Origin of the sequence: Curtobacterium sp. APC 4022 (assembly GCF_030407555.1) — a bacterium.
In the GTDB taxonomy this organism is placed as follows: Bacteria; Actinomycetota; Actinomycetes; order Actinomycetales; family Microbacteriaceae; genus Curtobacterium.
Window position 1 is genome coordinate 1 of the sequence record NZ_JASDDD010000029.1, and the last position, 25174, is coordinate 25174.

The 25174-nt window shown below is 71.5% G+C and carries 19 protein-coding genes; 5 read left to right on the forward strand and 14 right to left on the reverse strand.

Going from position 1 to position 25174, the window contains the following annotated elements:
• Positions 1-53: 53 nt before the first annotated feature.
• Positions 54-452 (reverse strand): DUF3040 domain-containing protein, encoded by a 399-nt coding sequence (locus QL987_RS10335; RefSeq protein ID WP_253462660.1) that lies wholly within the window; start codon positions 450-452, stop codon positions 54-56.
• Positions 453-536: 84 nt separating this feature from the next.
• Between QL987_RS10335 and QL987_RS10340 the strand changes: the two genes are divergently transcribed.
• Complete coding sequence (locus QL987_RS10340) at positions 537-1655, forward strand: polyprenyl synthetase family protein (protein ID WP_290157567.1); 1119 nt, start codon at positions 537-539, stop codon at positions 1653-1655.
• Positions 1656-1769: 114 nt separating this feature from the next.
• Here QL987_RS10340 and QL987_RS10345 read toward each other — a convergent pair whose 3' ends face one another.
• Entirely contained in the window at positions 1770-2123 is a 354-nt protein-coding gene (locus QL987_RS10345; RefSeq protein WP_290157568.1) for an Rv2175c family DNA-binding protein, read from the reverse strand.
• Positions 2124-2390: 267 nt separating this feature from the next.
• Between QL987_RS10345 and QL987_RS10350 the strand changes: the two genes are divergently transcribed.
• Together QL987_RS10350 and pknB are read left to right on the forward strand one after the other, a co-directional pair.
• Complete coding sequence (locus QL987_RS10350; RefSeq protein WP_290157569.1) at positions 2391-3629, forward strand: LysM peptidoglycan-binding domain-containing protein; 1239 nt, start codon at positions 2391-2393, stop codon at positions 3627-3629.
• Positions 3630-3770: 141 nt separating this feature from the next.
• Positions 3771-5819 (forward strand): Stk1 family PASTA domain-containing Ser/Thr kinase, encoded by a 2049-nt coding sequence (pknB, locus tag QL987_RS10355; RefSeq protein WP_290157570.1) that lies wholly within the window; start codon positions 3771-3773, stop codon positions 5817-5819.
• Between the two features lie 78 nt (positions 5820-5897).
• On the opposite strand, the gene QL987_RS10360 is transcribed toward pknB, so the two are convergent.
• The 3 genes from QL987_RS10360 to QL987_RS10370 form a co-directional block, all read right to left on the reverse strand.
• Entirely contained in the window at positions 5898-7244 is a 1347-nt protein-coding gene (locus QL987_RS10360; RefSeq protein ID WP_290157595.1) for a class II 3-deoxy-7-phosphoheptulonate synthase, read from the reverse strand.
• Positions 7245-7365: 121 nt separating this feature from the next.
• On the reverse strand, positions 7366-8091 hold the full coding sequence (locus QL987_RS10365) for a lysophospholipid acyltransferase family protein (protein ID WP_111075065.1): 726 nt from the start codon (positions 8089-8091) through the stop codon (positions 7366-7368).
• Between the two features lie 57 nt (positions 8092-8148).
• Positions 8149-9102 carry an ROK family glucokinase gene (locus tag QL987_RS10370; RefSeq protein ID WP_111075108.1) on the reverse strand — a complete coding sequence of 318 codons (954 nt, stop codon included), beginning with the start codon at positions 9100-9102 and terminating at the stop codon, positions 8149-8151.
• 140 nt (positions 9103-9242) lie between these two features.
• Here QL987_RS10370 and QL987_RS10375 point away from each other — a divergent pair, with 140 nt between their 5' ends.
• The gene (locus QL987_RS10375; protein ID WP_253462654.1) at positions 9243-11195 is read left to right on the forward strand and encodes a long-chain fatty acid--CoA ligase; all 1953 of its coding nucleotides are present in this window, start codon (positions 9243-9245) and stop codon (positions 11193-11195) included.
• Positions 11196-11332: 137 nt separating this feature from the next.
• Here QL987_RS10375 and QL987_RS10380 read toward each other — a convergent pair whose 3' ends face one another.
• The 4 genes from QL987_RS10380 to QL987_RS10395 all read right to left on the reverse strand — a co-directional run bounded on the left by QL987_RS10380 (position 11333) and on the right by QL987_RS10395 (position 17637).
• Positions 11333-11464 (reverse strand): hypothetical protein, encoded by a 132-nt coding sequence (locus QL987_RS10380; protein WP_258376716.1) that lies wholly within the window; start codon positions 11462-11464, stop codon positions 11333-11335.
• 143 nt (positions 11465-11607) lie between these two features.
• Positions 11608-13527 (reverse strand): hypothetical protein, encoded by a 1920-nt coding sequence (locus QL987_RS10385; RefSeq protein WP_290157571.1) that lies wholly within the window; start codon positions 13525-13527, stop codon positions 11608-11610.
• Between the two features lie 203 nt (positions 13528-13730).
• On the reverse strand, positions 13731-14225 hold the full coding sequence (gene def, locus QL987_RS10390) for a peptide deformylase (RefSeq protein ID WP_111075062.1): 495 nt from the start codon (positions 14223-14225) through the stop codon (positions 13731-13733).
• Position 14226: 1 nt separating this feature from the next.
• Positions 14227-17637: a pyruvate carboxylase gene (locus QL987_RS10395; RefSeq protein ID WP_290157573.1), complete on the reverse strand. Its 3411-nt coding sequence runs from the start codon at positions 17635-17637 to the stop codon at positions 14227-14229.
• A gap of 60 nt (positions 17638-17697) precedes the next feature.
• On the opposite strand from QL987_RS10395, the gene QL987_RS10400 reads away from it, so the two are divergent.
• Positions 17698-18516 carry a ParA family protein gene (locus QL987_RS10400; protein ID WP_111075060.1) on the forward strand — a complete coding sequence of 273 codons (819 nt, stop codon included), beginning with the start codon at positions 17698-17700 and terminating at the stop codon, positions 18514-18516.
• Positions 18517-19057: 541 nt separating this feature from the next.
• Here QL987_RS10400 and QL987_RS10405 read toward each other — a convergent pair.
• The 5 genes from QL987_RS10405 to QL987_RS10425 form a co-directional block, all read right to left on the reverse strand.
• Positions 19058-19618 (reverse strand): MerR family transcriptional regulator, encoded by a 561-nt coding sequence (locus QL987_RS10405; RefSeq protein WP_110825505.1) that lies wholly within the window; start codon positions 19616-19618, stop codon positions 19058-19060.
• A 184-nt stretch (positions 19619-19802) separates the two neighbouring features.
• A complete protein-coding gene (locus tag QL987_RS10410; protein ID WP_290157575.1) occupies positions 19803-20507 on the reverse strand; it encodes a MerR family transcriptional regulator in 705 nt (234 codons plus the stop codon).
• The gene (locus tag QL987_RS10415) at positions 20507-20905 is read right to left on the reverse strand and encodes an FHA domain-containing protein (protein ID WP_253467865.1); all 399 of its coding nucleotides are present in this window, start codon (positions 20903-20905) and stop codon (positions 20507-20509) included. Before QL987_RS10415 ends, QL987_RS10410 begins: the two co-directional genes overlap by 1 nt.
• 245 nt (positions 20906-21150) lie before the next feature.
• On the reverse strand, positions 21151-22734 hold the full coding sequence (locus QL987_RS10420; protein WP_290157577.1) for a carbohydrate-binding protein: 1584 nt from the start codon (positions 22732-22734) through the stop codon (positions 21151-21153).
• A gap of 2 nt (positions 22735-22736) precedes the next feature.
• The gene (locus QL987_RS10425) at positions 22737-25169 is read right to left on the reverse strand and encodes a glycosyltransferase family 2 protein (protein ID WP_290157579.1); all 2433 of its coding nucleotides are present in this window, start codon (positions 25167-25169) and stop codon (positions 22737-22739) included.
• Positions 25170-25174: the final 5 nt, after the last annotated feature.

A 25174-nucleotide genomic window follows, 5' to 3' on the forward strand; every position in this document is an offset into this window, starting at 1 on the left:
CCCTCCACGGGGTCGGCCTTCCCAGGCCGGCCCCGTGGAGGGATGTGGAGGAACTAGTCCTGCTGGTTGCGCTTGTCCCAGCGCTCGTTCATCCGGTCGATGAAGGAGCCGCCGCCGGAACCGCGAGCCGGGCGAGCACCGCCGCGGGCAGGTCGGGCGGAGGCGCCGCGTGCCGGTCGTGCGGTGGGGGTCCGACCACCGGGCCGCAGGGCGAAGAGCACCCCGGCCAGCATGACGACGAAGCCCAGCACACCGATCAGGGGCTGCTTGATGACGAGCCCGAGGACGATCACGCCGACGCCGACGAGTCCGATCAGGACACCGATCGTGATCGCGGTGTACGTCGGACGGCCCTGGCGGCGAGTGACGCGCGCCACGAAGTCGGAGTCGTTCTGGTAGAGGCTCCGCTCCATCTCTTCGAGGAGGCGCTGCTCTTGCTCCGAGAGTGGCATCTTGGTTCCCTCTTGTTCCTGGGATCGACGCGGTGGAAGGGGTGGATCGATCTTACGACCGGACCACCCACTAAGGTAAGGACCGTGGCTGAGAGTACGCGATTAGTGGACCTCGTCTCGGCGCGGATCGATCGGGCTCTCGACGAGCAGCGCGACCGCCTCGCGGCGATCAGTCCCGACCTGGTGTCCTTCGACACCTTCGCACGAGACCTGTTGTCGGGTGGGAAGCGCTTCCGTGCGCTGTTCTGCTACTGGGGCTGGCAGTCGGTGGCGGGCCGTTCGGGCTCGTTCGACCCGCTGTCGGAAGGCGCCCGGCAGACCACGGCCGAAGCGATCGTCACCGCCGCCGCCGCGCTCGAGGTCTTCCACGCCGCGGCCCTGGTGCACGACGACATCATGGACCGCTCGGACACCCGTCGCGGGCGTCCGGCAGCGCACCGCCGTTTCGAGTCGCAGCACGCCGACTCCGGTTGGGTCGGCGACCGCGCCCTCTACGGCACCAACGCCGCGCTGCTGCTCGGCGACATGCTCCTCTCGCTCAGCGACTCCCTCTTCGACGAGGCCCTGGCACTCCTCGACCCGGTGCGCGCCCGCGTCGTCCGCCAGGAGTTCCACACCATGCGACTCGAGGTGACCGCAGGCCAGTACCTCGACATCCACGAGGAGACCGCCTGGCCGACCGTCGACGACGCCGAACAGCTCGTCCGGGCCCAGCGCGTCATCGTCTTCAAGTCGGCCAAGTACTCGGTCGAGGCGCCGCTGCTCATCGGGGCGCTCATCGCCGGTGCCAGTGCCAGCCAGCTCGACGGCCTGCGGTCTTTCGGCCTGCCCCTCGGCGTGGCGTACCAGCTGCGCGACGACATGCTCGGCGTGTTCGGTGACCCCGAGGTGACGGGCAAGCCCGCCGGGGACGACCTCCGCGAGGGCAAGCGCACCGTCCTGGTCGCCACGGCCCGCAAGTCCCTGCCGGTCGGCGCCCGGCAGCTGCTCGACGAGCTGCTCGGTGACCCGGACCTCGACGACGACCAGGTGCAGATGCTCCGGGCGACCCTCACCGACTCCGGCGCGGTCAGCGCGGTCGAGCGGTCCATCGAGCGGCACGTGCAGCGCGCGAAGGCCGCTCTCGACGCGTCGCCGCTGACGCCGTCGGCGCGCGAGCAGCTCGCGTCGCTCGCTGACACGGTCAGCCGCCGGTCCGCCTGACCCAGCGCACCCCTGACGGACGGGAGGCCCGGTACCAGCTGGTACCGGGCCTCCCGTCTGACAGGGGGTCGCGACGAACGCGACGGGCGCGGCGACGACCGCCGCGAGCTGACGCTAGAGCAGCGACTGCGCCGCGCGCCGGACCTCGGCCTTGCGGTTCGCCCGGAGTGCGGCGATCGGCGTCGTCCCCATCGCGTCGTCCTCGGTGAGCATCCACCGGACCGCCTCGTCGTCGGTGAGCCCGTTGTCGCCCAGGACGATGAGGGTGCCGCGCAGCGAGGGCAGCGGCTCGGTGTCGTCGAGGAACTCGGACGGGACGCGGAGGACACCGTCGACCCGGGCCGGCAGCAGGGTCCGTTCCTCGAACAGGCGGTGGACGCGGCCGGGGCTCACCCCCAGCAGGTCGACCAGGTCGGGCACGGTCAGCCAGCGTTCGGACAGGGCGTCGTCTCCGGGAAGGGCACTCACGGGTCCCATCGTGCCAGAGCGGGGCGGGCCCGCGCAGCACCCGCCGCCCCGATGCCCTCCGCAGACCGCAGATCGCGGATGAGCACGACTCGATTGAGTCACTCCAGTCACACAAGTCACAGCAGTCACGAGCACAACTTCCGGCGCTCTGGTTGACTTGGGAATCACAGCGTGTCAGCGTGTGGTCACCTGTGTGTGCCGTGTACGTGCACACACGGCCGACAGACCCACCCCGTGCCGACGACGCGCGGAGACAGGAGAACGACCGTGGACAGGGACACGACCCCCGACGAGGCAGCCCGACGCCTCCGCTCGTCGCGCTTCGCGACGATGCCGATCGTCCTCGCCGGCACGATCGCGGTGACGGCCGGCCTGACCGGACCGATCGCCCACATCGAGCAGCGTCATGACGACGACTCCAACCGTCGGCACGTCGACGCGGACCGGAACCTCGGCTCCGGCCCGGTCTTCGGCACCGCCGTCGCCCGCCAGCAGCAGCCGGTCGTCACGACGGTCGCCGCCACCCGCTCAGCGGCGCCCACCACCTACACCGTCCGCCAGGGCGACACCGTCTCCGCGATCGCCGGCCGCTACGGGCTGTCCGCGCAGGAGATCCTGGTCCGCAACGGCCTCGGCTGGAACACGATCATCCACGCGGGCCAGACGCTGCGGCTCGCCTCGACCCCGGTCGGCGGTGCGGTCACGTCGAGCACCACGACCGCCAGCTACCACGTCAAGCAGGGCGACACCGTCTCCGGCATCGCGGCGAAGGTCGGCGTGTCGACCGCCGCACTGCTCACCGCCAACGAGCTCTCGCAGCGCAGCGTCATCTACCCCGGGCAGTCGCTCCGCGTGCCGGCCGGTCGGTCCAGTGCCACGAAGACGGCCACGACCGCCGGGCCCGCCGCACCGAGCGCCGCCCCCACCACGAGCGCCACCGTCCACCGCGCCGGCTCCGTGACGATCGGCAACGGAGACACGATCCTCTCCGTCGCGACGACGCACGGCGTCTCGGTCTCGTCGCTCCTCGCCGCGAACGGCCTGACCTACACGAGCACGATCTACGCCGGCAGCACCCTCGTCCTGCCCTCCAGCGGCCCGTCGCTCTCCTCCGAGCAGCGTGCCAACGCGGCGACCATCGTCCGTGTCGGCCGCTCCCTCGGCGTCTCGGACCGTGGTCTCGTCATCGCGTTGGCGACCGCGATGCAGGAGTCGAACCTCCGGAACCTCGCCCACGGCGACCGCGACTCCGTCGGCCTGTTCCAGCAGCGTCCGAGCCAGGGGTGGGGCACCCCCGGTCAGCTGCAGGACACCGTGTACGCGTCCGAGCTGTTCTTCGGCGGGTCGCGGAACCCGAACCCGGGCGTCACGGCCGGCCTGCTCGACATCCCGGGCTGGTCGTCGATGAGCGTGACCGAGGCTGCGCAGGCGGTCCAGCGCTCCGCGTACCCGAAGGCCTACGCGCAGTGGGAGCAGTCCGCCCACGCCTGGCTCCGCTCGCTCTGACGTCCGCACGGTCGGACCTCCCGTCCACCACGCCGGCCAGCAGCCTGATCGGCACCGCCGGGTCATCCCTCCGGTCGAGATCGTGTAACGACCGGTGCGCCGGTGCCGGTCCTCCCCGTCCGGATTCGTAGAATGCCGCAGATGACCACGAACGCCGCCACGGACCCGATGATCGGTCGCATGATCGATCAGCGGTACCGCGTCCGATCCCGGATCGCGCGCGGCGGCATGGCGACCGTGTACCTGGCGACCGACGTGCGCCTGGAGCGCCGGGTCGCCGTGAAGATCATGCACGGGCACCTGGCGGACGACCAGGCGTTCCGGGAGCGCTTCATCCAGGAGGCCCGCTCGGCAGCCCGGCTGTCGCACCCGAACCTCGTCGGCGTCTACGACCAGGGTGCCGAGGACGACTGCGTCTACATCGTCATGGAGTACATCCCGGGCATCACGCTCCGCGACCTGCTCCACGAGCACCGTGCGCTGACGCCCGAGCAGGCGACCGACATCCTCCGCGCGGTCCTCGCCGGCCTGGCCTCGGCGCACCGTGCCGGCATCGTGCACCGCGACCTCAAGCCCGAGAACGTCCTGCTCGCCGACGACGGGCGCATCAAGCTCGGCGACTTCGGCCTCGCGCGCGCCACCACCGCGAACACCGCCACCGGCGCGGCCCTGCTCGGCACGATCGCGTACCTCTCCCCCGAGCTCGTCACCCGCGGCGCCGCCGACTCGCGCAGCGACATCTACGCGCTCGGCATCATGCTCTACGAGATGCTCACCGGCGAGCAGCCCTACAAGGGTGAGCAGCCGATGCAGATCGCCTACCAGCACGCGAACGACACGGTCCCCGCACCGAGCGCCGCGCTACCGGGTGTCCCCGCCGAACTCGACGACCTCGTCGCCTGGGCCACCGCCCGGGACCCGCGCGACCGGCCGCTCGACGCCCGCGAGATGCTCGACCACATGGCGGGCGTGCAGCAGCGCGCGACCGGCCAGTACCGCACCGCCGTGCTGCGCCCCGAGAACGCGACCGCGATCCTCCCGTCCGGTGGCAGCGCCGGTGCCGCGGCCTTCGGGGACGACGTCCAGGACGCGAGCGAGCACGACACGACGGTCCTCGACCGACGGGGCACGCAGGAGACCCCGCCGCGTCCCCGGAACGCGCCGGGCGCCCGGAACGCCCCCGGCCCCCGCCGGACCGGCGCGGTCACCGCGACCCTGTCACCGGCCGGCCAGCGCCTGGCCGACAAGTCCGCCAAGCGACGGAAGCGCGGCTGGATCGCCCTGGTCGTCGTGCTCGTCCTGGCCCTCGTCGGAGCGGGCGTCGCCGCCTGGTACGGCCCCGGACCGGGCGGCAACGTCCGGATCCCCGCGGTCGCCGGCAAGACGGTCTCCCAGGTCCGACAGGCCCTGGCGTCCAACGGGCTGCGTGCCGCCGAGGCGACGACGAGCCGCCCCGACCTCGAGGTCGCAGCCGGCCTGGTGACCGCCACCCAGCCGCCCACCGATCGCGAAGTGCGGAAGGGCACCGCCATCCGCATCGTCGTCTCGAGCGGCCCGCGGATGATCAGCCTGCCGGCGATCGTCGGGCAGTCCGCTTCCACCGCCCGCGCGGCCCTCGACGACGACTTCGACCTGCAGGACCCGCAGTACCAGTTCTCCGCCGACGTCCCCGCCGACACGGTGATCGCCGCGACCGGCCGGAACGGCTCCGGCGCCCTCGACCTGACCACCGTCGAGCAGTACCCGGAGCGCGGCCCGGTCACGCTCACCGTCTCCCTCGGGGCCGTCCCGGACGTCACCGGCAAGTCCGTCGCCGACGCCACCAGCACGCTGCAGGGCGTCGGCCTGGTGCTCGGCAGCCAGACGCAGCAGTTCAGCGACTCGGTACCGGACGGCCAGGTCATCTCCGCCGCCCCCGCCGACGACCCCGCCGTCAAGGGCACCGCGGTCGACGTCGTCGTGTCGAAGGGACCGGTGCCGATCACCATGCCGTCGGTCAAGGGGCAGACGATCGACGAAGCCACCTCGACCCTGAAGGCACTCGGGCTCCAGGTCAGCTACCCGGACTGCACGAACATCCTCTGCGGCTTCTACGACTGGAAGAGCAAGCTGCCCGTCACCGCGACGGACCCGGCCGCCGGTGCCACCGTCCACAAGGGCGACACGATCGCCCTGGCCTACGACCAGTAGCGGCGCGACCGCCCACATGACGGGAGGCCCGACACCGGACCGGTGTCGGGCCTCCCGTCATGCAGGCGGTGCTGCCCGTCAGCCGCGGATGACCGACGGGTGCGCGCGGAGCTCCTCGGCCACCAGGAAGGCGAGCTCGAGGGACTGCATGTGGTTCAGGCGCGGGTCGCAGAGCGACTCGTACCGTGTCGCCAACGTGGCCTCGTCGATGTGCTCCGAGCCGCCGAGGCACTCGGTGACGTCGTCGCCGGTGAGCTCCACGTGCATGCCGCCCGGGTACGTGCCGACCGCACGGTGCACCTCGAAGAAGCCCAGGACCTCGTCCACGACGTCGTCGAAGCGGCGGGTCTTGTAGCCGTTCGGCGTCGTCAGCCCGTTGCCGTGCATCGGGTCGGTGACCCAGAGCGGGGTGGCGTCCATGCCCTTGACCGCCTCGAGCAGCTTGGGCAGCTCGTCGCGGACCTTGCCGGCACCCATCCGGGTGATGAAGGTCAGGCGGCCCGGCTCACGCTCGGGGTCCAGCTTCTCGATCAGGGCCTGCATGTCGGCGACCGTGGTGGTCGGGCCGAGTTTGACCCCGATCGGGTTCCGGACGCGGGACAGGAAGTCGACGTGGGCGCCGTCGAGGTCACGGGTGCGCTCCCCGATCCAGATGAAGTGCCCGGAGGTGTCGTACGCCTGACCGGACCGGCTGTCGATCCGGGTCATCGGGCGCTCGTAGTCCATCAGCAGCCCCTCGTGCGAGGCGTAGAACTCGACGTGCTTGAGCGCTTCGAAGTCGGCACCGCACGCGGCCATGAACTGGATCGCGCGGTCGATCTCGGCGGCCAGGTTCTCGTACCGGGCGTTCGCCGGGTTGGCGGCGAAGCCCTTGTTCCACGAGTGCACCTGCCGCAGGTCCGCGAAGCCGCCCTGGGTGAAGGCCCGGACCAGGTTCAGGGTCGACGCGGCCGTGTGGTAGCCCTGCACCAGGCGACGGGGGTCGGCCTGGCGGGACTCCGGCGTGAAGTCGTAGCCGTTGACGATGTCGCCGCGGTAGGCCGGCAGGGTGACGTCGCCCCGGGTCTCCCAGTCACTCGAGCGGGGCTTGGCGAACTGGCCCGCCATCCGCCCCATCTTGATGACCGGGGTCGAGGCACCGTAGGTGAGGACGACGGCCATCTGCAGGATGGTCTTGACGCGGTCGCGGATCGAGTCAGCGGTGGCACCGGCGAAGGTCTCGGCGCAGTCGCCACCCTGCAGCAGGAACGCCCGGCCCGAGGCGGCGGCGGCCAGACGGTCGCGCAGCTGGTCGACCTCGCCCGCGAAGACGAGCGGCGGCAGCGTGGCGATCTCGGCCGAGGCGGCTTCGGCAGCGGCGGGGTCCGGCCACGTCGGCTGCTGCTTGATCGGGAGCGTGCGCCAGTGGTCGAGGCCCGCGATCAGGTCCGGATCCTGCAGGGTGAGGGAGTCGATCGACTCGGACAAGGCTGCACCTCGGTCTTGTGGTTCGCGCACGGCCGTCGACGGTGCGACGGCGTCCCGACGGATGCGGGACCGTCCGATCTTACCGTCCGGCGGCGGAGCGACGCTCGCGCATGACGCTCTCGCGGGCACTCGTGGCCCGCTCCTTGACGCTCGTCGCGTAGACGTCCTCGTACTCCTGGCGACTCAGCCCCCGGAGCTCGTGCATGATCTCGTCCGTGACGCTGCGCAGGATGAAGCGGTCGGTCTCGAGCCCCTCGAAGCGCGAGAAGTCGAGCGGCTTGCCGAACACGACGCCGACGCGCTTGAACTTCGGGAACTTCTGCCCGATCTGCTGGACCTCACGCGTGCCGACCATGGCGACGGGGACCACCACGACCCGACCCTCGAGCACCATCCGGGCGATGCCGGTGCGTCCGCGGTAGAGCTTGCCGTCCGGGCTCCGGGTGCCCTCGGGGTAGATGCCGAGCTGCTCGCCGCGGGCCAGGACCTGCAGGCCGGTGCGGAGCGACGCCTCGGACGCCTTGCCGCCGGAGCGGTCGATCGGCAGCTGGCCGATCGCGTTGAAGAACGTCTTCGTCGCCCAGCCCTTGAGGCCGCGCCCGGTGAAGTAGTCGCTCTTCGCCAGGAACGACATCCGACGGTCGAGCACCGCGGGCAGGATCACCGAGTCGATGAACGAGACGTGGTTCGACGCGAAGATGACCGGGCCGGAGGCGGGGACGTTCTCGCGTCCGACCACCCACGGCCGGAACAGGGTCAGGATGAGCGGGCCGAGCACGAAGTTCTTCAGCAGCCAGTAGAGCATCGTCGACTCCGTCGGGTGGTGGGTGTGCGGACCGTGCGGGGTACCGGCAACCGCGGTTCAGGCGGTGCGGGCGTGGATGCGGGCGAGGTCGGCGGCACCGACGACACCGGCGTCGTTGACGAGCTCGGCGATCACGAAGTCCGGCTCCGGGTGGTAGCCCCGCGCCGGCAGGTTGTTGAGGTACGCCTGCTTGATCGGCTCGAGCAGCCGGTCGCCCGCGCTGGCGACGCCGCCGCCGAAGACGAACAGCTGCGGGTCGAGCACGGCCGACAGGGACGCGCACGCTTCGCCGAGGTGGCGGCCGAGACGCCGGAGGGCCGCGAGGGCGCCCGGGTCGTCGGCGAGGATGAGCTCCCCCACGACGGCGCCGTCGAGCTGCCCGCCGTTGGCGTCACGCGCTTCGGCCAGGGCGACACCGATGCCGCCGGCGTCCGCGACGTCGTTCGCCATCCGCTGCAGGGCACGACCGGAGCCGTACTGCTCGATGCAGCCGCGGGCACCGCAGCCGCAGGGCAGGCCGTTCGGCACGATGCGCAGGTGGCCGATCTCACCGCCGGTGCCGAAGCCGCCGCGGAACAGCCGGTCCTCGGTGACGATCGCACCGCCGACCCCGGTGCCGATGGTGAGCATGGTCATGTCGGACACGAGCCGACCGGCGCCGAAGCGGAACTCGGCCCACCCGGCGGCGTTCGCGTCGTTGTCGACGGTGATGTGCAGGTCGCCCAGACGCTCCTGGAGCTTCTGGCGCAGGGGCTCGTTCCGCCAGCGGATGTTCGGCGTGTAGTACACGATCGACTGCGAGGCGTCGATGAACCCGGGGGCGGCGACCCCCACCGCACCGACCTGGTGCTGGAGTCTGAGGCGCTCGACCATCGACACGACGTCGTCGAGCATGGCGATCGGGTCCGCAGCGTTCGTGGCGACGCGGTCCTCGGCGAGGATCTCGCCCAGCTCCGTGACGACCGCTCCCGCGATCTTGGTGCCCCCGATGTCGATTCCGATGGCATGCACGAACACGGAGCCTACCCGTTCGGGGACGACTCACCGAACGAGGCCGACTCACCGAACGCGAGGGGAGTCGTCCTATGCTGAGCGGGAGCCGACTCGAAGATGAGCGGACTCACATCGAACGGGACAACGAGGGAGTTGCCGTGACCGATCAGCGTGCTGACCGCACCACGTCCACCAGCACGGGCGGATCGCCCGTCGCGCACGAGAGCGCACCGGCCACCGCCGGACGCCACACGGCGCCCGCACCCGGGGCACTCGGGAGCGCCGCCGACAGCGGCCCGGTCGCCCCCGACCACGGCTCCGCCGCCCGCCTGCTGTCCGACCGCGCACGGCTCACCCCCGCGCGGCCGATCCTGGCCGAACGCACCGGCGACACCTGGACCGGCATCGCCGCGGCCGACGTCCTGGCCCGGGTCCGTGCGATCGCCAAGGGCTTCGTCGCCGCCGGCCTGCAGCCCGGCGCCCACGTCGCGATCCTGTCCCGCACCCGGATGGAGTGGACGCTCGTCGACTTCGCCGTGTGGACCGCGGGCCTGGTCTCCGTGCCGGTCTACGAGACGAGCTCCCCCGACCAGATCCGGCACATCCTGTCGGACTCCGAGTCGGTGGCGATCGTCGTCGAGAAAGAGGAGCACGCCCGCCGTGTCGCCGGCATCGCGCCCGACCTGCCGCACCTCGGCCAGCACTGGACGATCGACGGCGGCGGCCTGGACGACCTGGCGCGCCTGGGCGAAGAGATCGCCGACGACGAGCTCGATGCTCGCACGGCCGCCGTCTCCGGTCGGGACGACGCCACGATCATCTACACGTCCGGCACCACCGGTCGACCGAAGGGCTGCGTGCTGCGGCACGACAACTTCACCGCCACGGTCGAGGGCTCGACCGAAGCGATGTCGGAGATCGTCGCCGGTGACGCCTCGACGCTGCTGTTCATCCCGATGGCCCACGTCTTCGCCCGGTTCATCGCGGCGATGTCGGTCTCGGCAGGAGTCCTGGTCGGGCACGAGCCGGACACGAAGGACCTGATGCGCGCGGTGTCGACCTTCAAGCCGACCTTCCTGCTCGCGGTCCCCCGGGTGTTCGAGAAGATCTACAACTCGGCCGAGCAGAAGGCCGACCTCGGCGGCAAGGGCCGGGTCTTCCGCGCGGCCGCCGCCACCGCCGTCGCGCACTCCGAGGCCGTCGCCGCCGGACGGGTCCCGCTCGGGCTGTCCCTGCGCTTCCGCCTGTTCGACCGGCTCGTGTACCGCAAGCTGCGCGAGGCGATCGGCGGCCGCGTGCGCTACGCCATCAGCGGCTCGGCACCGCTCTCCCCGCGGCTGTCGCACTTCTTCCGCTCCATCGGCGTGCACATCCTCGAGGGCTACGGGCTCACCGAGACGACCGCACCGGCGACGGTGAACCGGGCGACCGAGCTCCGGATCGGGTCGGTCGGGCGGGCGCTGCCGGGCGTCGAGATCCGGATCGCCGACGACCAGGAGATCCTGATCCGCGGCGTCGACGTCTTCGATCGCTACTGGCAGAACCCGGAGGCCACGGCAGCCGCCTTCCGTGACGGCTGGTTCCGTACCGGCGACCTCGGTCGGCTGGACGGCGACGGGGTCCTGTCCGTCACCGGCCGCGCCAAGGAGCTCATCGTCACCGCGAGCGGCAAGAACGTGGCACCGGCCCCGCTCGAGGACGCGATCCGCGAGCACCCGCTCGTCGGACAGGTCGTCGTCGTCGGCGAGGGCAAGCCCTTCGTCGCCGCACTGGTCACGCTCGACCGCGACATGCTGCCGGGCTGGTGCGAGGCACGCGGCATCGCCCCGGCCCTCACCCCGCAGCAGGCCGCCCACGACGAGCGCGTGCAGCAGGCCGTCCAGGAGGCCGTGGACACCGCGAACGGGCGGGTCTCCCGTGCCGAGTCGGTGCGGTCCTTCTCGGTCGTCGACGCGGACCTCACCGAGGCCTCGGGGCACCTCACGCCGAAGCTCACCATCAAGCGCTCGGTCGTCCTGCGCGACTTCGCCGCGGACATCGAGTACATCTACTCGGGGTCGAAGGTCCAGACCACGGCGACGCCGGTGGTGCAGTCGCGACGGCGGCACTGACCGTCCGGCACTGACCGTCCGGCTGTTGCGGCCGGAACCGCCTGGAGGCCCGTCACCCGTCCGTCGGACGGGTGACGGGCCTCCAGTGCGTGGTCTGGTGACCGGCGGCTGCGGGACCGACGTCGTGGTCGGCCAGGTCAGGCCTGCGGCGTCTCCGGAGCGTCGATCGGGTCGAGGACCGCGGTCGACGCGGTGCTCGTCGAGACCTGCTCGGGCCGGCGGTTGGTGCGGGTGCGGTGCGAGCTGAGCTCGTCGTTCTGGAGTGCCATCGTGCTCGTCCTGGGTGAGGGGGGACCGTCGGCGGGTGACCGACTGCGGAACACCGTACCCCGCGATCCGGACAGAGGGACAATCCCGCGTCCGGGTGTCATGATCCGTCCCCCACGGGCGTCCCCCGGATGTCCCCGCCGGGTCAGCGGACCGTCACCGAGCGACAGCCGAGCAGCGTGTTCGCGGTGCCGGTCCCGACGTTGATGCCGTAGGCACACACCTTGTGCGTGCCCTTCGCCAGCGCGACCGTCCGCGAGTACCCGGACGCCGCCGGTGCACCGGGGTGCGCGCGCACGACGTCCGGACGGGCGATCGAGGTGGACACCCGCCCGAGGCTCTTCGCCCCCGAGGTGGTGTCGTACAGGGCCACCGCGAGCGGGTCGCGGGTGTCCGGGTCGTACGCCCACCCCGACAGCGTCACGCCCGTGCTGCCGGCCGTCACGGCGTCCAGCGTGCCGCGCGGGTCGTGCGACGTGTCCGGTGCTGCCGCGGCGCCCTTCTTCATGACCACCGGGGCGCTCGCGTCCGCGGCCGCGGCGCTGCCGTCCGGGTGGTGGACGGTGACCCGGACACCGTACTTGCCGGCCGGCTTCGTGCCCAGGCTGAACGGCACCGAGTTCGTGCCCTTCACGACGGCGACCCCGGCCGCGATGCGCTGCCAGCTGCCGCTGCCGATCCGCACGGCGACGTCGGCGGTCGCTCCCGACACCCAGGCGTTGTCGTGGAACGTGACCGTGGTCGAACCGGTCGCCGTCGGGTCCGCGCGGAGGTGCACCGACTTGAGGTGCCAGACGGCCTTCCCCGGGTCCTCGTTCGGGTCGAAACGGAGGCCCGTGATCGTCTGCCCGGCCCACCCGGCCTTCGGCGCGATCGCGTCCTCGTCAAGCGGGTTCTGCGCCGTCATGTCGACGGTGGTCTCACTGGCGTTGGCGTTCGAGTAGGTCAGCAGGTCGTTCCCGATCTGCGGGGTGCCCGTCCCGGACACGTTCCAGATCGCCCGCGCCAGCTTGCCGCCGCCGGCCGACCCGGACAGGTCGAACGGCCCGTCGTACCGCAGGTCGTACTGGAGGTAGTGGTAGGTGCTGCCGGCCAGGCGCGAGACCGGCAGGTGGACCTGGGGGTCGTTCTGCAGCGGTCCGGCGTTCCGGGCCGTGATGCCGCGGCTGTCCCGGCTCAGCACCGTCGCGTTGGAGTACCGGACGCTCGAGGTCGCCGGTGCCGACGTGAAGTTCCAGGGGCGTCCGGTCGTCGCCGTCGCGTAGTCCTGCCCCTGCGACGGGTTCGGCGAGTCCACGACCACCTGCGGCCGCGGTGTCACCGTGTAGCCGCTGTAGGCGCCGGCCGGCATGCCGGCGTGCGGGTGGGTGGCGTCCGGGGCGGCGTGCAGGCGCACCCAGTCGATGCTGACCTGCTTGCCGGTGTTGCCCGTCCCCTTCGGCAGCACGACCGGGTCCAGGCGGAACACGACCTTCTTGGCCGATCGCCACGGCACCTTCGCGAGGAGGTTCGACTTGGCGGTGAGGTCGAAGTCGTACACGTGCGGCCCCTGGACGACGGGGAACGAGAAGCCGCCGCCACAGGCCGAGGTCTGCTCGCGGCAGGTGAACCAGTAGACCGCGCCGATGTGCTTGGTGAGCGGCTGGTCCATCGAGAACGTCAGCCGCGAGTACTTCGCGGGGTCGACCGGCTGCCGGGCACCGTCACGACCGGTCGCCAGGCTGCCGGAGATCGAGTGCACCAGGAACAGCTGGTTGCCGAGCGCGAGGTCCACCTTGAGCGCGCCGCCGGACACCGTCGCCCGGGTGCCCGAGAAGTCGGTGTTGAAGTCGGCGGCGTTGCTGAAGTCCCACGCGTCGCCGTAGACGTCGCTGGCGTAGTCGGCTGCCTCGGACTCCGTGGTCGCCGCGGAGGCACGGACCGGTGCGCCGACGGCGGCGCCGAGCGCGAGTCCGGCGGCGACCGCGACGGCCGTCGCGATGGCGACCGCCCGTCGTGGCCCGCGCAGGCGTCGCGTCTGGCGCGTGCGTCCCGTCTGGGGCGTGGTGGCGGTGTGGTCGTGCATGTGCTGTCCCCTGCCTGGTCGTCCGGGGCCCTGTGGTCGGGGCACGCCGGCGTCGCGGACGACCGGGCCGTTCCGACCCGGTCCGGGGTCGGCACGTCGGGAGCGCACGAGGTCGTCGAGCGGAGCCTACGACGCGGTCGGCGGCAGCGGAAGGAGGACGGTACGCGGCGCGCGGGCCAGCTCACTGAAGGTCATCGCAGCCGCTAGTGGAACCAGTCCTGCGCGCGGATGTCCCGGAGCGCCTGCCGACGGGTCTCGGGGTCGAGGGTCATCACGTAGACGGTGCCGTCCAGGTGGTCGCACTCGTGCTGCAGGGCCTCGGCCATCAGCCCGGTGCCCTCGAGCTCCACCGGTTCGCCGTCGACGTCCACGCCACGCACCTTGGCGTACGGGAAGCGCTTCGTCGGGTACGCCAGACCGGGCACCGACAGACACCCCTCGTCCATCAGCTCGGGCTCGCCGGCGGTCTCGACGACCTCGGGGTTGAGGACGTACCCGACCTCGCCGTCGACGTTGTACGAGAACGCGCGGAGGCCGACCCCGATCTGCGGCGCGGCCACGCCGGCGCGGCCGGGCTCCTTGACGGTGTCGATGAGGTCCTGCACGAGTTCGCGGACACCGTCGGAACCGATGCGGACCGGGTCGGCGGGCGAACGGAGGACGGGGTCGCCGAACAGGCGGATGGGACGGACGGTCACGTTACTGCAGCACCACCAAGAGGTCGCCGGCGTCCACCTGCTGGGTCACCGGGATCGCGAGACGGCCGACGGTCCCCGCGACGGGTGCCGTGATGGCCGCTTCCATCTTCATCGCCTCGATGCTCGCCACGGCCTGACCGGCCTCGACGACGTCACCGACGGCGACCTTGAGCGTCACGACCCCGGAGAACGGGGCGGCGACGTGCTTCGGGTCGGACCGGTCCGCCTTCTCGGCGGCCTTGGTCTCGACGACGACCGAACGGTCACGCACGGCCACCGGCCGGAGCTGTCCGTTCATGGTCGCCATCACGGTCCGGATGCCCCGGGCGTCGACCTCGCCGATCGCCTCGAGCCCGACGAGAAGGTTCACGCCCTTGCCGAGCGGCACGACGTGCTCCTCGCCGGCGCGGAGGCCGTAGAGGTAGTCGACGGTCGGCACGACGGACAGGTCGCCGTACTCGTCACGGACCTGCTGGAACTGGCGGGTGGGCTGCTCGAACAGCAGGCGGTTCAGGGCCTGCTGCCGCACGGTGCCCGGGGTGTCGAGGGCGGCGCGCTCGTGCTCCGGCACCGGGGTGACCTCGATCCGGACGTCGCGCCCGGCCAGGACCTTCGAGCGGAACGGCTCCGGCCAGCCGCCCGGCAGGTCACCGAGCTCGCCCGCCATGAAGCCGACCACCGAGTCCGGCACGTCGTACTTCTCCGGGTGCTGCTCGAAGTCCGCCGGATCGGCGTTCACCGCCGCGAGCTGCAGGGCGAGGTCGCCGACGACCTTCGACGACGGGGTGACCTTCGGCGGGCGTCCGAGGATCCGGTTCGCCTCGGCGTACCAGTCCTCGACCTGCTCGAAACGGTCGCCGAGGCCGAGGGCGATGGCCTGCTGACGGAGGTTCGACAGCTGCCCGCCGGGGATCTCGTGCTTGTACACGCGGCCGGTCGGGCCCGCGAGCCCGGACTCGAACGGCGCGTACACGCGGCGGACGGCTTCCCAGTAGGGCTCGAGGTCGCCGACGGCACCGAGGTCGATGCCGGTGTCCCGCTCGGTGTGAGCGAGGGCGGCGACCAGCGCCGACATGCTCGGCTGGCTGGTGGTGCCGGCCATCGGTGCCGCGGCCACGTCCACCGCGTCCGCACCGGCACGGGAGGCCGCCAGGAGGGTCGCGAGCTGCCCGCCCGCGGTGTCGTGCGTGTGCACGTGCACCGGCTGGTCGAACCGTTCGCGCAGCGCGGCGACGAGCTTCTCGGCCGCACCGGCGCGGAGGAGCCCGGCCATGTCCTTGATGCCGATGACGTGCGCGCCGGCGTCGACCATCTGCTCGGCGAGCCGCAGGTAGTAGTCGAGCGTGTAGAGGTCCTCGGCCGGGTCGAGGAGGTCGCCCGTGTAGCAGAGCGCTGCTTCCGCGACGGCCGTGCCGGTGGCGAGCACGGCCTCCAGGGCGGGACGCAGCTGACTGACGTCGTTCAGCGCGTCGAAGACCCGGAAGACGTCGACGCCGGTCGCGGCGGCCTCGGCGACGAACGCGTCCGTCACCTCGGTCGGGTACGGCGTGTAACCGACCGTGTTGCGGCCGCGCAGCAGCATCTGGATCGGGATGTTCGGCATCGCCTGACGCAGCGAGGTCAGACGCTCCCACGGGTCCTCGCCGAGGAACCGGAGGGCCACGTCGTAGGTCGCGCCACCCCAGGCCTCGACGCTGAGCAGCTGCGGGGTGAGCCGCGCGACGTGCGGCGCGACCGCGACGAGGTCCTTCGTGCGGACCCGCGTGGCGAGGAGCGACTGGTGCGCGTCCCGCATCGTGGTCTCGGTGACGGCCAGCGCGGTCTGTGCGCGGAGCGACCGGGCCCACTCGGCCGGGCCGACGCGGAGCAACAGGTCACGCTGCCCCTCGGGGACCGGGGCGCCGAGGTCGACGGCCGGCAGCTTCGACGCCGGGTCGACGACGTGCGCTGCGGGCGAGCCGTTCGGCTTGTTCACCGTGACGTCGGCGAGCCAGTTGAGGACCTTCGTGCCGCGGTCCTTCGACACGTGCCCGTCGAACAGCTGCGGACGTTCGCCGATGAACGCCGTGGAGACGTCACCGCGGGCGAAGTCCGGGTCCTCGAGGACGGCCTGCAGGAACGGGATGTTCGTGCTGACGCCGCGGATCCGGAACTCGGCGAGGGCACGACGCGCGCGGGCGACGGCCGCCGGGAAGTCCCGACCGCGGCACGTCATCTTCGCGAGCATCGAGTCGAAGTGCGGGCTGATCTGCGCACCCGTGGCGACCGTGCCGCCGTCGAGCCGCACGCCGGCGCCACCCGGGCTGCGGTAGGTGGTGATGCGGCCGGTGTCGGGACGGAAGCCCTGGTTCGGGTCCTCGGTCGTGATGCGCGTCTGCAGCGCGGCACCGTGCACCGAGACCGAGTCCTGGGACAGCCCGAGGTCGGCGAGGGTCTCCCCCGCGGCGATCCGCATCTGCGACTGGACGAGGTCGACGTCGGTGACCTCTTCGGTCACCGTGTGCTCGACCTGGATGCGCGGGTTCATCTCGATGAAGACGTGCTGGCCGGCGCGCTCCCCCACGGTGTCGAGCAGGAACTCGACCGTGCCGGCGTTGACGTACCCGATCGACCGGGCGAAGGCCACGGCGTCGCGGTGCAGTGCTGCGGCGATCTCCGGGTCGAGGTTCGGCGCCGGGGCGATCTCGACGACCTTCTGGTTGCGGCGCTGCACCGAGCAGTCCCGCTCGAACAGGTGGATCGTGCCGGCGTCGGTGCCGGTCGCGTCGGCCAGGATCTGGACCTCGATGTGGCGCGGCCGGAGCACCGCCATCTCGAGGAACATCGTCGGGTCGCCGAACGCACTGTCGGCCTCCCGCATCGCCTCTTCCAGTGCGGGACGGAGTTCGGCCGGGGTCTCCACCCGGCGCATGCCACGACCGCCACCACCGGCGACCGCCTTCGCGAACACCGGGAAGCCGATCGCCTCGGCACCGGCCACGAGTTCGTCGACGTCGCGGCTGGCCGGGGTGCTCGCGAGCACCGGGACACCGGCCGCGATCGCGTGCTCCTTCGCCGTCACCTTGTTGCCGGCCATCTCGAGCACGTGCTCGCCCGGGCCGATGAAGGTGATGCCCGCAGCGGCAGCCGCGGCGGCGAGCTCCGGGTTCTCGGACAGGAAGCCGTAGCCCGGGTAGATCGCGTCTGCCCCCGACTCGCGGGCGACCCGGATGATCTCGGACACGTCCAGGTAGGCGCGCACCGGGTGGCCGCGTTCGCCGATCAGGTAGGCCTCGTCGGCCTTCAACCGGTGCAGGGAGTTGCGGTCTTCGTACGGGTAGACCGCCACGGTCCGGGCACCGAGCTCGTACGCTGCGCGGAAGGCTCGGATGGCGATCTCGCCACGGTTCGCGACCAGGATCTTGGTGAACACGAGGTCCCTTTCAGCCCGGGTTGAGGTCTCACAACCTTACTGGCGGTAACGTTGCTCATCGTGCATGTACTCAGCGTGAGCTCCCTCAAGGGCGGTGTCGGCAAGACGACGGTGACGCTCGGCCTGACGTCGGCGGCGTTCGCCAAGGGTCTGCGCACCCTCGTGGTGGACCTCGACCCGCAGTCGGACGTCTCCACGGGCCTCGACATCAACCTGACCGGCCACCTCAACGTGGCCGACGTCCTCGAGAACCCGAAGGAGAAGATCGTCCGCCAGGCCATCGCGCCGTCCGGCTGGACGAAGGGTTCCCAGGGCAAGATCGACGTCATGGTCGGGTCGCCCTCCGCCATCAACTTCGACGGGCCGCACCCGTCGATCCGCGACATCTGGAAGCTCGAAGAGGCCCTGGCGAACGTCGAGGCCGACTACGACCTGGTGCTCATCGACTGCGCTCCGTCGCTGAACGCGCTGACCCGTACGGCCTGGGCGGCGTCCGACCGCGTGACCGTCGTCACCGAGCCCGGCCTGTTCTCCGTCGCCGCTGCCGACCGGGCCCTGCGCGCGATCGAGGAGATTCGTCGTGGTCTCTCGCCGCGCCTCCAGCCCCTCGGCATCATCGTGAACCGCGCCCGCGTGCAGTCGCTCGAGCACCAGTTCCGCATCAAGGAGCTCCGCGACATGTTCGGGCCGCTCGTGCTCTCCCCGCAGCTGCCTGAGCGCACGTCGCTGCAGCAGGCGCAGGGTGCCGCGAAGCCGCTGCACGTCTGGCCGGGCGAGTCGGCGCAGGAGATGGCGCGGAACTTCGACCAGCTGCTCGAGCGCATCATGCGTACGGGCAAGATCGGGCCGTACGCGGACGGTGCGGGCGCGATCGCCTGACGGTCGTTCGTCGCTCGGAGGGTCGCCCGCGGGCGGCCCTTCGTCGTTCCCGGGGCGCGCGTGGCCGAGCGGCCAGAACACCCCGCTCAGTTCCGCCGAGCGGTCACGAAGTGTCGGCTGTGCCCCGCGCTAACGACGATTCGTGACCGGTCGGCGAGGGAACGCGGGCGCGTCGGGCCCGGCTGGCGGCCTCCGGCGGCCCGCGACGAACGGCCAGGACACCCCGCTCAGTTCCGCCGAGCGGTCACGAAGTGTCGGCTGTGCCCCGCGCGAACGACGATTCGTGACCGGTCGGCGAGGGAACGCGGGCGCGTCGGGCCCGTCCGGCGGCTCCCGGCGGCCCCCGACGAGCGGCCAGGACACCCCGCTCAGTTCCGCCGAGCGGTCGCGAAGTGTCGGCAAAGTCCGGCGAGAACGACGATTTGTGACCGGTCGGCGGGGGGCGCGTGGCGCGGCGGCGGGGGCGCGGCCGGGAGGCGCGGCGCCCGTCAGGCAGGCGTCGGAACCGGGACGGACCCGGCAGCCACGACGGCCGGGACGGTCAGGACGCGCGGGTCGCCCGACGCGCCGCGAGCTCGTCGCTCGGGTCCTCTGCCGGGGTGGCATCGAGCTCGACCAGGGAGGACTCGACCTCGCGCAGGACCTTGCCCACGGCGATGCCGAAGACGCCCTGCCCGCGGGAGACCAGGTCGATGACCTCGTCGTCGGAGGTGCACAGGTACACCGAGGCACCGTCGGACATCAGGGTCGTCTGGGCCAGGTCGCTCACGCCGGCTTCGCGGAGCTGGTTCACGGCGGTGCGGATCTGCTGCAGCGAGATGCCGGTGTCGAGCAGGCGCTTCACGAGCTTGAGGACGAGGATGTCGCGGAAACCGTAGAGCCGCTGCGAGCCGGAACCGGCAGCGCCGCGGATCGTGGGCTGCACGAGTTCGGTGCGGGCCCAGTAGTCGAGCTGGCGGTAGCTGATTCCGGCTGCCTTCGCGGCGACGGTGCCGCGGTAGCCGTTCTGCTCGTCGTGCTCGGGCAGGCCGTCGGTGAACAGCAGCCCGAGGTCGTACCGCGTCATGTCAGACGGGGTACCGGGGACATCGTTCCCACTCATCAGCTTGCCTTCCACGACGATCGAGCTCCCACCCGAAGCTTCAACAGCGGGTTGAGAGTTGTTCCGAGGTCCACGGTAGCGAGTCGGGCGGCGTGGAGGCGGGACATCCGCACCGGCGCGTCCGGCGTGTCGAGGATATGCCCCGGCACCGACCGCCGTCGAGGGTCCGACCCGCCCGGGCCGCTCACGAGTCGAGCCGACCGATGGCCGCGCGGATGAGTGACGATCGGATGACCTCGAGGTGTCCGGCGATCTCCCGGGCGAGTTCGAGGGCCTTCGCGCGGGACGTGGCGTCCCCACGGCGGGACACCGGCATGAGGGCGGACTCGATGAGACCGACCTCGCGCTCGGCGGTGCTGCGGAAGGTCCGGAGGTGCCGGGGCTCGATGCCGGAGCGCTGCAGCTCGACCAGGGCCTTCAGCACACCGACCGAGTCCTCGCCGTAGGTGTCGGACGCCGGGATGAGGGAGGCGGACACCGCGTCACCGACGAGCATCGGCGACGCCCCGGCCGCGCGCTGGAGTTCGTCGCGGGAGTACCGCCGCTCACGCCCGAGCATCGACGGACGCGGGACGTCACCACCGCCCGGCAGGGCCGGTTCGCGTCCGGCGTCGAGGTCGGCGAGGTAGTCCTTGATGACCTTGAGCGGCAGGTAGTGGTCGCGCTGCAGCCCGAGCACGATGCGCAGTCGGTCGACATCGGCCGGCGAGAACTTCCGGTAGCCGCTCTGGGTGCGGATCGGGGTGACGAGTTCGCGCTCTTCGAGGAAACGCAGCTTGGAGCTCGACAGGTCGGGGAACTCCGGCTTCAGACGCGCGAGGACCTGCCCGATCGTGAGCAGGTCCGGCGCCGGGGACACCGCCCGCGCCGCAGCGGAGCGGGGCGCCACTACGCGTTCGCCAGGCGCGCCAGGTCGACCCGGGAGGCGTAGAACGTCAGCCGGAACTTGCCGACCTGCACTTCGGAACCGTCGACGAGCAGTGCTTCGTCGATGCGGACACCGTCGAAGTACGTGCCGTTCAACGAGCCGAGGTCCTTCACGCTGAACGACGTGCCCCGACGGACGAAGTCGGCGTGCTTGCGCGACACCGTGACGTCGTCGAGGAAGATGCTGGCGTCGGGGTGTCGACCGGCCGTCGTGACGTCGGAGTCGAGGAGGAACCGCGCACCCACGTTCGGACCGCGACGGACGACGAGCAACGCCGAGCCCGACGGCAGCGCCGAGATCGCGTCGCGTTCTTCTGCGGTGACTCCGGCCTCGGGCGTGAGCGCCGCGGCGTTCTCCATGCTGAAGGTCAGCGTGGTGTCGACCAGCCGCTCTTCCGGGCGTCCCGGCTGCGGGACCACTGGATCTGGCATCGTGGACCTCCTCCTCTTGGTCGTCCAGCGTATCGGAAACGACGCACTCGGCGAGAGCCCCGTGCACAGGGGACATGCGGCGGACTCCCACGGACGGACGGGAGGCTCCCCACCAGCTGGTGGGGAGCCTCCCGTCCGGCACGTCGCCGGGTCGTGCCGCAGCGCCTCTGCGGTCAGTGACCGGCGCCGGACGGCGCCGACCCGCCGGACTGCACGTCGTGCAGGATCTCCTGCACCTCGGAGTCCTTCAGCCGCGTCCAGGGCGAGCCGTCGGGGTCGCTGGTGGAGGCCTCCGGGCTGTCGCCGGTGTTCCACCACTTCGCCTGGTACGGCGTGCCGTCGAACAGGACCCGGTCGCCGGTGTCGTAGCTCGTGGTGCCCGACCAGGCCGGGTAGGTGCCGGACGGCAGCTGGACGGGTGCCACCGGCTTCTCCCCCGGCAACACCGGGCCGACGAGCTGCCACGGCGTCTCGTAGGAGCTGAGCACGGCGTCGTCGGGCAGGTCGCCGGACGTCCACCACTTGGCCTCGTAGACGTTGCGGTGCCAGACGATCTTGGTGCCCTCGAGGTAGGCCGAGTCCTTGTCCCACACCGGGTAGGGGCTGGTCGACGGGTCGTCGGAGGGCTGCGTGGTCGAGGACGGCTCGGCGGTCGTCACGTCGCCGGACGCCGCGACGATGCCGCCGCTGAAGCCCTTGCCGAGCACGTCGGCGAACAGCTTGCCGTCCTGGTCGACCCCGGAGCACGAGTTCGACACGGTGGACAGGTTGACGTAGTTCGAACCGCACGTGGTGTCGCGGTTGAGGGACCACATCGACATCCGCCCGAGCCCGGTCTGGCGCGCCCAGGCGTTGAGCTTCGCCGCGTCGCGCATCGAGAAGACCTCGTCCTGCACGTCGTTCTGGCCGATCATCGGGGTGGCGCCGACCTTGCGCCAGAGCGTGCCGTCGCTGAGCGGGGTGCCGGCGCGGGTGTACAGGATGCCGAGCTGGCGGTGCACCTGCTGCAGGGTCTCGACCGAGGCCGAGTACATGCTCTGGCTCGAGCCCATGCTGTCGCCGTAGTCCATCGTCATGGCGTTGACGCCGGCCAGGTCGACCCCGGCGCTGAGGAACTGCGACACGGCCTTGGTGCCGTCGGCGGTCAGTCCGCCGGGCGCGGCGGGCAGCGTGAGCCACACGGCGAGCGGGTGTCCGGCGCCGCGACGCTGCTCCTGCAGCTCCGCCACGGCCTGGGCACGGCGCTTGCCGGCGTCGGCCTTGGTCAGGTCGTCGCTCTCGATGTCGAAGTCCACCGTGGAGACGTCGTAGCGCTCCACGACGCTCTGGTACGCCGACACGAGCTTGCCCTGGTCGGTGCAGGTCGAGGCGAGCTCGTCGTTGGCCAGGCCGCCGAAGGACACCCCGACGGCGCCCTTCTGCTGCTCGAGACGGGCGATGCGGCGGTCCAGGTCGAGCTGGTCCCCCGCTTCCTGGAGGCCGTAGGCGGCACCCCAGGTCGGCGTGCAGGCCTGGTCGTGGTCGGCCACCACGAAGGACAGCATGACGTCGCGGCCCTTCGCGGACTTGACGTCCTCGAACGGGAACGTCGGGGTGACGGTGACGTCGGTGTAGGCGGCGAACCAGGGCTTCACCGTCTCGGCCGCCTGGGCGCTCTGCCACCGGTCGACGCCGGCGTACCCGCCGGCGACGACCGCGAGGGCGACCACGGCGGCCAGGGTGACCCGGACCGGGGAGAGTCGTCGTGTGGTGCTCATGGTCAGGCCGCCGTCTTCTCGTCGTGCTGCACGGCCAGGCCGCGCTGGGCACCGACGGTGCCGGCCCCGATCTGGTGGGTGGTCCCGGGGTGGGAGGTGCCGAGGTGGTCGGCCCCGAGGTGTTCCGGGATGGTCGTGCCGCGCTGGCCGAAGTAGAGCACCGAGCGCCAGTCCTCGGTCGCGGGGACGGCCTCCGGGACCAGTCCGCGTCGGACGGCCTTGGCGGTGGCGCGCTCGTCCTTCCGCGCTGCACGGCGTGCGGCGCGGGCGGACGGGTCGTAGAACATCCACTTCGTCGCCCAGATGAAGACGTCGACGACGGAGTTCCAGAGGCCGATGTAGGCGGTGATGGCGTACAGGGCGAGCAGGGCGTTGAAGGCGGCGAACACCGCGTTGCCCCAGTTCTGCGCGCCGAAGTCCCGCACGAAGGTGAAGACCGAGAAGGCCACCATGGCGTACGGGGCCAGGACGTAGAGCGCCGGCGAGGCAGTGCGGTCCTTGACCTTGGGCGTGCGGGCGAACGGGATCTTCTTCGCGGTGAGGGCCTGCTGCACGCTCTTCAGCACGCCGGCGACGTTCACCGGCATGAGGACCAGGTTGAAGCCGTAGATGCGCAGGATGTCGGTGCGCTTGTAGCCGCAGTACTTGAGGTCGCTCGCGAAGAGCCAGAAGTACGGCAGGGCGGCGAGCAGCACCATCGGGCTGAGCAGCCGCGAGTCGTACGGGTAGGCCAGCAGGAAGATCAGGCCGAGCGACCCCCAGGCGATCGACGCCATGTAGTTGACGCGGAGCGCCATCTCGACGACGCTGACGCGCTCCCCGCGGGCCCGGCGCTCGCGCACCTGGCGGATGTACTTCGGCAGGATGAGCAGGCCGCCGTTCGCCCAGCGTCGCCGCTGCACGATCAGGGAGCCGAAGTCCGGCGGGGTGGCGCTGTAGGACAGGCGCTCCGGGTAGTTGACGAGGGTCCAGCCGTGCATGCCGAGGTCGACGCTCGACTCGGTGTCCTCGATGACGGTGCGGTCCTGGACGTAGCGCTTCACCTCGAAGCCGCCGACGGTCTCGGTCTCCTCGATGTCGCGCAGGGCCCGGGTGCGGATGACCGCGTTCGCGCCGACCCAGAAGGTGGCGCCGTACTTCGACATGCCCTGGTGCAGGATGTGCTGGATGTCGGTGGTGGCACCGGCGAGACGCTCGATGCGGGTCGCGGCACCGCGGAAGGACGAGTACGGCGTCTGGGTGACGGCGACGCGTTCGTTCTCGGGCTGCTCGAGGAAGTAGACCAGGCGCAGGCAGTAGTCGCGGAGCAGCACCGAGTCGGCGTCGAGCGTCAGGACGTAGTCGGACGCGGGGACGACGAGGTCGGCGTCGGCCGGGTCGGTGACGGTGCGCAGGACGGTGCCGGACGCGGTCTCCTCGTGGCGGTAGGCGCCGCCGAGCAGGCCGATGTACGAGTTGAGGTTCATCGCCTTGTTCGCCTCGTGCGAGAGGTTCGCGTAGCGCTTCCGCTCGAACGTGGTGATCTCGGCGGTGAAGGTCCACGCCAGGCGACGCTGCAGTTCGACGGCGCGCGCCGAGCTGACGTCGGTGGACTGGGCGGTGCCGGCGTCGGTGATCGCGGCGTCGAGCGCCTCGGCCGTCAGACGGAACTCGTCCGCAAGGCCGACGAGGACCTGGTCGGTGAAGAACTGGTCGACGTGGTCGGCGACGCCGTGTTCGCGGGCGTGGCGACGGAGCCAGGCGTCCGCCCAGCGGTGGTGCGCGACCAGGGTGCGCACGGCCTCCACGGAGGCCTGCGGGGCGTTCGCGGCCTCGACCTCGGCGGAGAGCAGGGCCTCCTGGAACCGGCGGGACGGCGCGGCCAGCTGCGACTGGATGGTGTCGGCGACGGCGCGGGTGCGCTCGAGCTTCGCGGCGGTCTCCGGGTCGGTCGGGAACGGCGAGTCGTCGACGAGCAGCACGATGCGCAGGTCCGGGTACTCCTGCAGGGCGGCGGACCACAGCGTGGTGGCGACGACCTCGGGCTCCTCGGCGTAGCTCGGCACGAGGACGGTCAGCGGCGACTCGTGGCCCTCGGCGAAGTGCCGGTCGAGTTCGGCGCGCGGGACGCGGACGTGGGTGGCGAAGCGCTCGAGTGCCCCCTGGCGGGCGACCAGGTGCATCAGGGCCGAGAAGGTCAGGAAGGTGACGACGACCGTGTACGAGATGGCCTCGGTGGTGAAGCGGAAGCTCTCGGTGCCGGAGTCCAGGAACTGGCGGATCACCGTGTAGACGACGTAGGCCAGCCAGAACGCGATGGTCAGGATGATGGCGACGCGTCCGGAGACGAGCTTCCGGTCGGAGGGGCGGGCGTGGATCGTGTCGAGCGGCTGGGTCCGTCGCTCGGCACCCCACTGGCGGCGGCGCGTCGGGGCACCGTCCAGGTGTTCGGGCATGCTGT